Origin of the sequence: Hwangdonia lutea (genome assembly GCF_032814565.1) — a bacterium.
Lineage (GTDB): Bacteria > Bacteroidota > Bacteroidia > Flavobacteriales > Flavobacteriaceae > Hwangdonia > Hwangdonia lutea.
In genome coordinates this window covers 168,604-179,626 of sequence record NZ_CP136521.1, presented here as the reverse complement: position 1 = coordinate 179,626, position 11,023 = coordinate 168,604, and the positions used below count along the sequence as shown (strand labels likewise).

At 38.5% G+C, this 11,023-nt stretch carries 9 protein-coding genes, 2 tRNA genes and 1 rRNA gene; 6 read left to right on the top strand and 6 right to left on the bottom strand.

Annotated elements, in window-relative coordinates; translation table 11 throughout:
- Positions 1-83: 83 nt before the first annotated feature.
- Positions 84-245: a hypothetical protein gene (locus tag RNZ46_RS00840; RefSeq protein ID WP_316983498.1), complete on the top strand. Its 162-nt coding sequence runs from the start codon at positions 84-86 to the stop codon at positions 243-245.
- 165 nt (positions 246-410) lie between these two features.
- On the opposite strand, the gene RNZ46_RS00835 is transcribed toward RNZ46_RS00840, so the two are convergent.
- The gene (locus RNZ46_RS00835) at positions 411-848 is read right to left on the bottom strand and encodes a hypothetical protein (protein ID WP_316983497.1); all 438 of its coding nucleotides are present in this window, start codon (positions 846-848) and stop codon (positions 411-413) included.
- 170 nt (positions 849-1,018) lie between these two features.
- Here RNZ46_RS00835 and RNZ46_RS00830 point away from each other — a divergent pair, with 170 nt between their 5' ends.
- Positions 1,019-3,304 carry a beta-N-acetylhexosaminidase gene (locus tag RNZ46_RS00830; RefSeq protein ID WP_316983496.1) on the top strand — a complete coding sequence of 762 codons (2,286 nt, stop codon included), beginning with the start codon at positions 1,019-1,021 and terminating at the stop codon, positions 3,302-3,304.
- A gap of 15 nt (positions 3,305-3,319) precedes the next feature.
- Positions 3,320-3,742, top strand: a complete 423-nt coding sequence (locus RNZ46_RS00825) for a secondary thiamine-phosphate synthase enzyme YjbQ (RefSeq protein WP_316983495.1) — start codon at positions 3,320-3,322, stop codon at positions 3,740-3,742.
- A 17-nt stretch (positions 3,743-3,759) separates the two neighbouring features.
- On the opposite strand, the gene RNZ46_RS00820 is transcribed toward RNZ46_RS00825, so the two are convergent.
- From RNZ46_RS00820 to thrS, 5 genes are all read right to left on the bottom strand, one after another.
- Positions 3,760-4,569: an HAD family hydrolase gene (locus RNZ46_RS00820; protein WP_316983494.1), complete on the bottom strand. Its 810-nt coding sequence runs from the start codon at positions 4,567-4,569 to the stop codon at positions 3,760-3,762.
- A gap of 156 nt (positions 4,570-4,725) precedes the next feature.
- The gene (rplT, locus tag RNZ46_RS00815; RefSeq protein WP_316983493.1) at positions 4,726-5,070 is read right to left on the bottom strand and encodes a 50S ribosomal protein L20; all 345 of its coding nucleotides are present in this window, start codon (positions 5,068-5,070) and stop codon (positions 4,726-4,728) included.
- 122 nt (positions 5,071-5,192) lie between these two features.
- Complete coding sequence (gene rpmI, locus RNZ46_RS00810; RefSeq protein ID WP_139698285.1) at positions 5,193-5,390, bottom strand: 50S ribosomal protein L35; 198 nt, start codon at positions 5,388-5,390, stop codon at positions 5,193-5,195.
- 123 nt (positions 5,391-5,513) lie between these two features.
- Complete coding sequence (gene infC / locus RNZ46_RS00805; protein WP_316984944.1) at positions 5,514-6,062, bottom strand: translation initiation factor IF-3; 549 nt, start codon at positions 6,060-6,062, stop codon at positions 5,514-5,516.
- Between the two features lie 33 nt (positions 6,063-6,095).
- The gene (thrS, locus tag RNZ46_RS00800; protein WP_316983492.1) at positions 6,096-8,030 is read right to left on the bottom strand and encodes a threonine--tRNA ligase; all 1,935 of its coding nucleotides are present in this window, start codon (positions 8,028-8,030) and stop codon (positions 6,096-6,098) included.
- Positions 8,031-8,842: 812 nt separating this feature from the next.
- On the opposite strand from thrS, the gene RNZ46_RS00795 reads away from it, so the two are divergent.
- The 3 genes from RNZ46_RS00795 (at position 8,843) to RNZ46_RS00785 (ending at position 10,829) form a co-directional block, all read left to right on the top strand.
- Positions 8,843-10,364 (top strand): 16S ribosomal RNA (locus tag RNZ46_RS00795).
- Positions 10,365-10,528: 164 nt separating this feature from the next.
- Positions 10,529-10,602 (top strand) — tRNA-Ile (locus tag RNZ46_RS00790).
- A gap of 153 nt (positions 10,603-10,755) precedes the next feature.
- Positions 10,756-10,829: transfer RNA gene (locus tag RNZ46_RS00785), tRNA-Ala, on the top strand.
- The last annotated feature ends 194 nt before the right edge of the window (positions 10,830-11,023 follow it).

Below are 11,023 nucleotides of genomic sequence, written 5' to 3'. Positions count from 1 at the left end.
TGGTTAAGAGTAAAATGGGATTAATAGCTTGTTAAAGTTACATTTTTTCAGTAATATAGAGCATAACTTTAAAAAAATATATTATGGCAAGCAATGAAAATTCAGAAACCATACATCCAAAAGACGGAGGTAGTATTAGACCAAAAGATGGTAGTAGTATTAGGCCCAAGGACGGAGGTAGTATAAGACCAAAGGACGGCAGCAGTATTAGGCCAAAAGATGGAAACAGTATAAAACCTGATTGATTTTTTGAAATAGATACAATTCAATGATTAAATCTTGCCCTATATTTTAAGTAATTGAAAACATAAAAAAACCGAGATAGAAATGTCTCGGTTTTTTTATGAAATTCAAATAAGCAACTAATTTTTAGTTACTAGTTTATAGCGCTTTTTGTGATTTAAAAATGATTAGTCAATCAATTCAATGGTTCTTTGGAATGTATATATAAACCCATCAGAACCCGTACCGGTTGTCGTAATATTTTGGTTAATTGTTAGCGCGCTTTGCGAAATCTCAAAATTGCCAAATTCGGTCTCATTAATTGTTAAAAAGGTTTTTCCACTAGCACCTTCAATAACATCAAAGTCATAAATTCCAGAATCCAACGCATCTTCAATCGTGTCGTCATCATTATTGTTTTCAACAACCAACGTCTTGTCAGCATCGTTAAAAGCCCATACAATGGTGTCAAGGCTAAAGGTTTCATTAACACCTGCAACACCACCACTTACGTTAACCAAATGCCACAAATATTTTACTTTTTGAGGGTCAATCGGGTTTTCACTGGTTGAACAGCTTGAAAACATAAAAAAACAGCTTAAAACGATTATAATACTCTTCTTCATTATTTTGATATTTTTAATATTTAGGGGTTTATTTATAGATGATAAAAAGCCAAAAAGGTTGCGTAGAAATAAATTTAAAATGATGATTTATGATTAGAAAAAGTATGTTTATTTCTATTTCTTATACTTAACTTTGTTAAAACAACCATGTTAATTCGAATTTTGATTTTATGAAAATTTTCAAACAGCTCCTATGTTTTTTCTTTTTGGTAATGGTTTCCTGTAAAAATGAAGAGCCAGTAAAAACAGGCATAATTCCACAGCCAAACCTTATCGAGTATCAACAGGGCACGTTTACAGTGACTGAAAATACGGTGATTGTTTCTGAAAATTCAGAAGAAGCAAAACGAATTGCGAATGAATTGGTTACTTTTTTTGATAAAAACTTCAGTATAAAACTAAACACCTCGACCAAAATTCAAAATAATGCCATTCATTTAAAAATATCAGAAGAAGTTGAGCATAACGAAGCGTATCAACTTAAGGTGTCAAATAAAGGTGTTTCAATTACAGGGAAAAGCTATCATGGTGTGTTTTATGGCGTGCAAACCTTAAAGCAGATGCTAACGCCAAAGGCACTAATAAAAGTACCAACCCTTAATTTTATGAATATAAATGATGCTCCGGAATTTGGTTGGCGCGGTTTGATGTTGGATGTATCGCGGCATTTCTTCCCTAAAGATTCCGTTAAAGAAGTAATCGACATTTTAGCCATGCATAAAATGAATAAATTCCATTGGCATTTGGTTGATGGTATTGGTTGGAGAATTCAAATTGATAAGTATCCGGAGTTAACTAAAAAAGGGGCTTGGCGCAAAGTAAAGGAGCATAAAAAACCTTGGGAAGATTATGAAGCCACTTATAAGGATAGCGGTGCTGAGGTTTACGGCGGGTTTTACACCAAAGCTGATATTAAAGAGGTTGTAGCCTATGCTGCCGAACGATATATTGATGTGATTCCAGAAATTGAAATGCCTGGACATTCTGAAGCTGCACTGCAATGTTATCCGGAGTTTAGTTGTGATGGCGAAGGAACATCTGGAGTGTATTGTGCCGGAAACGATGGTGCTTTCGAGTTTTTACAAGATATAATTAGCGAGGTTGTGCCCCTTTTTCCAAATGAATATTTGCATATAGGTGGCGACGAGGTTGGAAAACAATCGTGGTTAAATTGTAAAAAATGCCAAAAAAGAATGCTGGATGAAAATCTTGAAAATGCCGAGGAGTTACAAAGTTATTTTGTAAAACGCATGGAAAAATTCATTTATTCCAAAAACAAAAAGTTAATGGGGTGGGATGAAATTTTGGAAGGCGGTTTGCCAGAGCGGGCAACCGTAATGTCGTGGCGCGGGTTTGAAGGCGGAATTGAAGCTGCAAATATGGGTCACGATGTGGTGATGTCTCCCGGATCGCCTTTGTATTTCGACCATAATCAAGGCAAAAGCGAGTTTGAACCACCATCTTGGGGAGGCTATAATAGCTTATTAAAGGTTTACGATTTTAACCCCGTTCCCGATGTTATTGCGGCAGATAAAAGACATCATATTTTGGGTGGGCAAGCCAATTTATGGACCGAGCAAATCAAAACTTTAAGTCATGTGCAATATATGATGCTACCGAGATTAAGCGCGTTGTCCGAAGCTCTTTGGACGAACCCAAACCAGAAAAACAAGGAAAAGTTTATTAAAAAAATAGACATTCATTTTGATAGATTTAAAGAACTCAGTTACAATTTTGCGGGCAGTGCTTTATCGCCGGATTATGAGGTCGTATATAATAAAGCTGACAATGATTTTACGCTTGTATTAAAAAACGAATTGGGTATCAATGAGATTCGATATACCTTGGATGGATCGGAGCCATCAATAAATTCAGCATTATATTCGGCGCCAATACGCTACACAAAGGCTATTAATGTTCACGCACAAACTTTTAGAAAGGGCAAGCCCATTGGTTATCCTTTAAAGAAAATGTTTTCTACTGGTTTTGGCGATAAATGCAAAGTGACTTACACCCATCCTTACAACGAAAGTTACAGCGGTGGAGGCGACAAGGCCTTATTTAATAATAAGTATGCAAATCCAAGAGGCGATGACCCCAATTGGCAAGGGCTACCTAAAAAAGATTTTGAAGTGCTTATCGATTTAGGGGAACACAATAGTTTGTCTTTTGTTGGTTTAAACTTTTTTCAACACATTGGCGCAACATCTGTCATGTTACCAACCCAAGTGATTATTAGTATTTCAGAAGATGGTAAAACCTTTAAAACGGTTTTAAATAAAACTTTGGAAACCGTAAAAGACAGAGACCCTATTATAAAAAGAATGGAAACAGAATTTGATAAACAAGACGTTTCATTTATAAAAATAACAGCTAAAAATAGAGGCAAATTACCCGATTGGCATATTCGAAAAGGTGATGCTTGGGTGTTTGTTGATGAGGTTACGGTAAAATAAAATATCGAATTTTATATGAAATTTTTTCAAAAGAAAATACAATTAAAACCTTACTCAAGAGGGTTTCATTTGATTACCAATTCCATTTTGGAAGCCATTCCAGAAATTAGAGACATTAAAATAGGGCAGATGCAAGTGTTTATAAAACACACATCGGCGAGTTTAACGATAAATGAAAATGCCGATTATACGGTGAGAACCGATTTTGAAAGTCATTTCAATAAAATGATTCCTGAACATGCGCCGTATTACGAGCATACATACGAAGGGTCTGATGATATGCCGGCACATATAAAAGCATCGGTTTTAGGCGCCTCGGTACAGATACCTATAACCAACGGGAAACTAAATTTAGGGATTTGGCAAGGTATTTATTTGTGCGAACACAGAAATTCGGGCGGTTCGCGACATGTTGTAATTACTGCCTACGGTATTTAAGTGCTTTTGAGATTGTTTTATTGCCCCTCTTTGTCAACAATTAATTTTTGTAAAATGTATTCAACACCAAACTCATCATTGGTTTTGGTTTCAAAACGCGCTGTTTGTTTTACAGTTTCATGGGCGTTTTTCATGGCGTAGCTAAAATAACCCTGTTTTAGCATTTCTATATCGTTGTGATAATCGCCAAAAACCATCGTTTCTTCAGCCGAAATACGATACGAATCTTGCAGCAATTTAATCGCGTGTCCCTTATTGGCCAAATTATCAGAAATATCCACCCAATGTCTGGCAGAAGTTTTTACTTTAAATTGTGATTCTAAATGTTTAACGTGCGGATAAATATGCTTTTCTGAATCTTCATTATGGTAAAGAGAAACCTTGTAAATGGGTTCTTTAATCTCTTCAATGTTTTCAATAATTTGATAACTCGGATAATATTCGGTTAAAACATCCGCTATGGCTAATGAGTTTTTTGTAATGAAGGCTTTGGTTTTTCCACAGAAAACAGGGTGAGCATTTTCTAATGAATCAATCAATCTTGTAATTTCTGAAAGCTGATTTGTTTTTATAGGCGTAGAAAGTAGGGTTTCATCCTTTTTAGAAACAAGTCCACCATTTTCTGAAACTATAATAATATCGTTTTTTATACCGTTAAGTTTCTGGGTAATGCTATAGTGGGGGCGTCCGCTGGCGGCGACAAACAGAACGCCGTGGTCTGATATTTTATTGAACAATTTAAAAAACTCAGAACTCACTTGATGTTGTGAGTTTAGTAACGTACCATCCATGTCGGTAACCACTAATTTTACTTTTGATAGATTCATGCCTAGGCTTGTTTTAATAACTTGCAAAAATAACACTCCTTTAGTAGAGAATGGTTATTTAAAAGTTAATTTTAGTTAAACAAAAAAAATCCGATTCAATTAAGAATCGGATTTTTATATTAAGCGAATAATATGTTTTACAATAGGCGAAACGCCTTATTTTACTTTCTCTACTACAGCTTTAAAAGCCTCTGGGTTATTCATGGCTAAATCTGCTAAAACCTTACGGTTTAATTCAATATCATTAGCTCTTAATTTCCCCATAAATTGAGAATAAGATAAACCATGTTCTCTGGCTCCAGCGTTAATACGCGTAATCCATAAAGCACGGAATGTTCTTTTTTTGTTTCTACGGTCTCTGTACGAATATTGCATCGCTTTATCAACCGCATTTTTTGCTACTGTCCAAACGTTTTTACGACGTCCGAAATAGCCTTTTGCTTGTTTTATTACCTTTTTTCTTCTGGCTCTTTTGGCTACAGAATTTACTGATCTTGGCATAATTTTAATTGTTTTTTGTAGTAGGCGGCCGATAATCGGTACTTCTAACTTCGTACTTCAAACGTCGTACTTGGTTGCCTAACTCCAGGGTTTATAAATTGTTTTAACCGGTTAAAACGGTGTTACTTTAAACGCAACATGGTTTTAACATTGTCTTCGTCAGCCTTATGTACTAAAGTATCATGGGTTAACGCTAGCTTACGCTTTTTAGATTTCTTTGTTAAGATGTGACTCTTAAAAGCGTGCTTTCTTTTAATTTTACCAGTACCTGTAAGCTTAAAACGCTTTTTGGCACTAGATTTTGTTTTCATTTTAGGCATTTTTCTCCTAGTTTTTTAATTATTTCGCTTAATTATCTTTATGCTGTCCCGATAATTATCGGGATTACTTTAGCATTTTTTTATTTCAATTGAGCTTCTCGATTGTTAATCGTGGTTGAAGCCTTACTTTTTATGGGGAGCAATAAACATGGTCATTCGTTTACCTTCTAACCGAGGCATTTGCTCCACTTTTCCTAATTCTTCCAAATCCTGTGCTAAGCGTAGCAATAATATTTGACCTTGCTCCTTAAATATGATGGATCGTCCTTTAAAGAATACAAAAGCTTTTAATTTTGCACCTTCTTTCAAGAACTTCTCAGCATGTTTCTTTTTAAATTCGTAATCATGATCGTCAGTTTGAGGACCAAAACGAATTTCTTTAATCGTTACTTTTGTAGCTTTAGATTTTAAAGCTTTATCGCGTTTCTTTTGTTCGTAAAGAAACTTTTTATAATCCATAACCTTACATACCGGAGGATCAGCATTTGGTGAAATCTCTACAAGATCTAATTCCTGCTCGTTTGCTATTCTCATAGCATCACCTTTGGTGTAAATACCAATTTCTACGTTGTCTCCAACAAGGCGTACTTTTTGCGCTGTAATCTTAGAGTTAATCTTATGTTTGTCCTCTTGTGAAACCCTTCTGGGTTGATGTCTTCTTCTAATTGCTATGGCGTTATGGTTTTAAATTAAACTTATTTATTATTAAAATGATTTTAATGTTTTTTTAATATCTTCTTTTATGATTTCTGTAAAAGCTTCTACAGTAATCATTCCTAAATCTGCACCTCCGTGTTGTCTTACCGTAATTTTGCCTTCTTGTTCTTCTTGTTCACCAATAATAATCATATAAGGGTGTTTCTGCATCTCAGCTTCACGTATTTTTTTCCCTATCGTCTCATTTCTATGGTCAACGAGGGCGCGAATTTCGTTATTTTCTAGCAAATTTAAAACTTTTTCAGAGTATTTTTCATATTTCTCACTAATTGATAGTATAATTGTTTGAACGGGCATCAACCAAATAGGGAAATTACCACCTGTATGTTCAAGTAATAAAGCAACAAAACGTTCCATACTGCCGAACGGTGCACGGTGTATCATAATAGGTCTGTGTAGCTCATTATCACTGCCTTTATAGGTTAAATCAAAACGCTCGGGCAGGGTGTAATCTACTTGAATGGTGCCCAATTGCCACTTTCTGCCTAAGGCATCTTTAACCATAAAGTCCAATTTCGGACCATAAAAAGCGGCCTCACCAGTTTCAATAACATAATTTAAGCCTTTTTCTTCCGCAGCATTAATAATGGCTTGCTCTGCTTTTTCCCAATTTTCAACAGTACCAATATATTTGTCTGGATTTTCCGGATCCCTTACAGAAACCTGTGCTGTAAAGTTTTCAAACCCTAACGAACCAAATACATAAAGCACCAAATCAATCACATCTTTAAATTCTTTATCCAATTGTTCTGGCGTACAAAATATATGTGCATCATCTTGAGTAAAGCCGCGTACACGGGTTAAGCCATGCAACTCGCCGCTTTGTTCGTATCTGTAAACAGTACCAAATTCAGCAAAACGTTTTGGTAAATCTTTATAACTCCATGGACTGCTTTTGTAAATTTCGCAGTGGTGCGGACAATTCATGGGCTTCAATAAAAACTCTTCATCTTCCTTAGGAGTGTGAATGGGCTGAAAACTATCTTCGCCATATTTAGCATAATGACCGGAAGTAACATATAGCTCCTTCTGGCCTATGTGCGGTGTAACCACCATTTCGTAACCCGCTTTCTTTTGAGCCGCTTTTAAAAAGTTCTCTAAACGCTCGCGTAAGGCAGCGCCTTTTGGCAACCAAAGCGGCAATCCTTGACCAACTTTTTGCGAAAAAGTAAACAATTCCAACGCTGCACCAAGTTTACGGTGGTCACGTTTTTTGGCTTCTTCAAGCATTTCTAAATAAGCCGTAAGATCTTTTTGCTTTGGGAACGATATACCGTAAACACGAGTTAGTTGTGGTTTGTTTTCATCACCGCGCCAATAAGCACCGGCAACACTCAATACCTTAACCGCTTTAATAATGCCGGTGTTAGGTATGTGTCCGCCACGGCACAAATCGGTAAATGTCGAGTGGTCGCAAAAAGTAATCGTACCATCCTCTAAATTCTCTATCAATTCTGTTTTAAACGGGTTGTCCTTATATAGCTCCAGTGCATCAGCTTTACTTGCCGAACGCATTTTAAAATCGTGCTTACCACGGGCAATCTCCAACATCTTGGTTTCAATCTTTTTAAAATCTTTTTCCGAAACCACGTGATCACCAAAATCTACATCATAATAAAACCCATTTTCAATAGCAGGGCCAATGGTAAGTTTAGCATCCGGATACAATTCCTCAATAGCCTGTGCCAATACATGTGCCGAAGAGTGCCAAAACGCCGTTTTGCCTTCGTCATCGCGCCATGTGTATAAAACCAGTGCGCCATCGGTGGTTAATGGTGTAACAGTTTCTACGGTTGTACCATTAAAACTGGCCGAAATTACATTTCGCGCAAATCCCTCACTTATGCTTTTGGCAACATCCATAGGTGTAACGTTCTCTTCAAACGTTTTCACGCTGCCATCAGGTAATGTTATATGTATCATTAAAAAAAATTAAATTCAGTTTGCAAAGATACTAGTATAAATAAATCCACACAATACATATATAATATATAAACATATTTTTTCTTTGGGCGTTCCCCTGCAAAAGGGCAGGGTCGGGCTATCCGTTATATCTTTTTCTCGTCCCTCAAAAAAGGATGCCACTGCTATCCCTAACGCGGGCCGCACAGCGCTGGGCGTTGCACAAGGTTATGGTTTGGGTGCCGCCCGCAAAAAAAGTTATACCATAATATATGTTACACACCAAAAAACAAAACCCGCAACCCTGGGCCGGAGTATGCAAACCGGGTTAGGGTTCAATAAAAAAAACCAACCCTAACCCTCAGTAATTAAGGGGGTTGTGCGTGGCAAAAAAAAAGAACAAAAAAAAGGCGAAAAAAGTTGTTGGTAAATGGAAAATGTGTCGTATGTTTGCAGCCGCTAAAACGGGTACGAACCTGTAAGGCGAAAGTTCATTCAAGATACGGTTTTGGTCGAGAAAAAGGAAAAAAATAAAATTTTTCAAAAAAAAATCAAAAAGTATTGCGGGGTTCAAAAAAGGGTTTTATATTTGCACCCGCTAAACGAGGAAACGAGATTGGCAAAGAGAAAAAAAGTTCATAAACATATTGAATTGACAGCGTAAGATTGAAAAGATGTCTTGCTGGAAACAGCAAAACATTAGTTTGTCATTCCCGTGAAAACGGGAATCTAAGAAACAATTTTAATCAAACAAAGAGAATAGACCATTTTGAGCATTAGAAATTCCTATTGGTTGTTAAAGACAAGAAGTCGTAAATGACTTTAAAAATTTAACGATGAAGAGTTTGATCCTGGCTCAGGATGAACGCTAGCGGCAGGCCTAACACATGCAAGTCGAGGGGTAACATTGTAGCTTGCTACAGATGACGACCGGCGCACGGGTGAGTAACGCGTATAGAACCTACCTTGTACTGGAGAATAACCAGAAGAAATTCTGACTAATACTCCATAGTATGTATAGATTTCATGATCTGTACATTAAAGATTTATCGGTATAAGATGGCTCTGCGTCCTATTAGCTAGATGGTGTGGTAACGGCACACCATGGCGACGATAGGTAGGGGCCCTGAGAGGGGGATCCCCCACACTGGTACTGAGACACGGACCAGACTCCTACGGGAGGCAGCAGTGAGGAATATTGGACAATGGAGGCAACTCTGATCCAGCCATGCCGCGTGCAGGAAGACTGCCCTATGGGTTGTAAACTGCTTTTATACGGGAAGAAACACCGCTACGCGTAGCGGCTTGACGGTACCGTAAGAATAAGGATCGGCTAACTCCGTGCCAGCAGCCGCGGTAATACGGAGGATCCAAGCGTTATCCGGAATCATTGGGTTTAAAGGGTCCGTAGGTGGATGATTAAGTCAGGGGTGAAAGTCTGCGGCTCAACCGTAGAATTGCCCTTGATACTGGTTATCTTGAATTATTGTGAAGTAGTTAGAATATGTGGTGTAGCGGTGAAATGCATAGATATTACATAGAATACCAATTGCGAAGGCAGATTACTAACAATATATTGACACTGATGGACGAAAGCGTGGGGAGCGAACGGGATTAGATACCCCGGTAGTCCACGCCGTAAACGATGGATACTAGCTGTCCGGACTTCGGTCTGGGTGGCTAAGCGAAAGTGATAAGTATCCCACCTGGGGAGTACGTTCGCAAGAATGAAACTCAAAGGAATTGACGGGGGCCCGCACAAGCGGTGGAGCATGTGGTTTAATTCGATGATACGCGAGGAACCTTACCAGGGCTTAAATGTAGAGTGACAGGCTGAGAGATCGGCTTTTCTTCGGACACTCTACAAGGTGCTGCATGGTTGTCGTCAGCTCGTGCCGTGAGGTGTCAGGTTAAGTCCTATAACGAGCGCAACCCCTGTTGTTAGTTGCCAGCATGTAAAGATGGGAACTCTAGCAAGACTGCCGGTGCAAACCGTGAGGAAGGTGGGGATGACGTCAAATCATCACGGCCCTTACGTCCTGGGCTACACACGTGCTACAATGGTAGGGACAGAGAGCAGCCACTGCGCGAGCAGGAGCGAATCTATAAACCCTATCACAGTTCGGATCGGAGTCTGCAACTCGACTCCGTGAAGCTGGAATCGCTAGTAATCGCATATCAGCCATGATGCGGTGAATACGTTCCCGGGCCTTGTACACACCGCCCGTCAAGCCATGGAAGCTGGGAGTACCTGAAGTCCGTCACCGCAAGGAGCGGCCTAGGGTAAAATTGGTAACTAGGGCTAAGTCGTAACAAGGTAGCCGTACCGGAAGGTGCGGCTGGAACACCTCCTTTCTAGAGAAAGACGACTAATAAGGAAACACAAAAAAACTAGTACGAAAAATAGTTTATTCTCATCCGCTGTTAATTTAAAATAAAATAGAGTAGGCAGTAGCCAGTACTCAGTCTACAGTAAGCACTTACTGCCAACTGAAGACTGTAAACTGCATACCAATTAGAGTCTCATAGCTCAGCTGGTTAGAGCGCTACACTGATAATGTAGAGGTCGGCAGTTCGAGTCTGCCTGAGACTACAACCCAATGTTGGTTTGATCGTTGAAGATTTTTTGATGATTGATAAGGCTTTGGAAAAGTTCATAACATATTGAAAGGAAATTTTAGAAGTTGGGATGCCTATCCTTTTTGGAATTTGGAATTTTGAATTTTTGGAATTTCGATTCACAAACGGGGGATTAGCTCAGCTGGCTAGAGCGCCTGCCTTGCACGCAGGAGGTCATCGGTTCGACTCCGATATTCTCCACAACGGCTTAAGGTCGACTACTGATAATAATTTATCAGTGGCGATTCGCCACACGTTCATTGACATATTGAAAAAAGATACATGAAGTAAAGTCGGATACGTCCGATTTTACAAAAATAATTGTAAGGTTGGTTGCACTCACAACGAGCGATGTGCAATCGATCAAGATTTGGCGGCCTTACGGCCATCAGATC

What these genes read in the sequence shown, in the direction of transcription:
- rplT (WP_316983493.1), bottom strand. Translation starts at nt 5,070, where the DNA reads ATGCCAAGATCAGTAAATTCTGTAGCCAAAAGAGCCAGAAGAAAAAAG.
- RNZ46_RS00825 (WP_316983495.1), top strand. Translation starts at nt 3,320, where the DNA reads ATGAAATTTTTTCAAAAGAAAATACAATTAAAACCTTACTCAAGAGGG.
- rpmI (WP_139698285.1), bottom strand. Translation starts at nt 5,390, where the DNA reads ATGCCTAAAATGAAAACAAAATCTAGTGCCAAAAAGCGTTTTAAGCTT.
- RNZ46_RS00830 (WP_316983496.1), top strand. Translation starts at nt 1,019, where the DNA reads ATGAAAATTTTCAAACAGCTCCTATGTTTTTTCTTTTTGGTAATGGTT.
- RNZ46_RS00840 (WP_316983498.1), top strand. Translation starts at nt 84, where the DNA reads ATGGCAAGCAATGAAAATTCAGAAACCATACATCCAAAAGACGGAGGT.
- thrS (WP_316983492.1), bottom strand. Translation starts at nt 8,030, where the DNA reads ATGATACATATAACATTACCTGATGGCAGCGTGAAAACGTTTGAAGAG.
- RNZ46_RS00835 (WP_316983497.1), bottom strand. Translation starts at nt 848, where the DNA reads ATGAAGAAGAGTATTATAATCGTTTTAAGCTGTTTTTTTATGTTTTCA.
- RNZ46_RS00820 (WP_316983494.1), bottom strand. Translation starts at nt 4,569, where the DNA reads ATGAATCTATCAAAAGTAAAATTAGTGGTTACCGACATGGATGGTACG.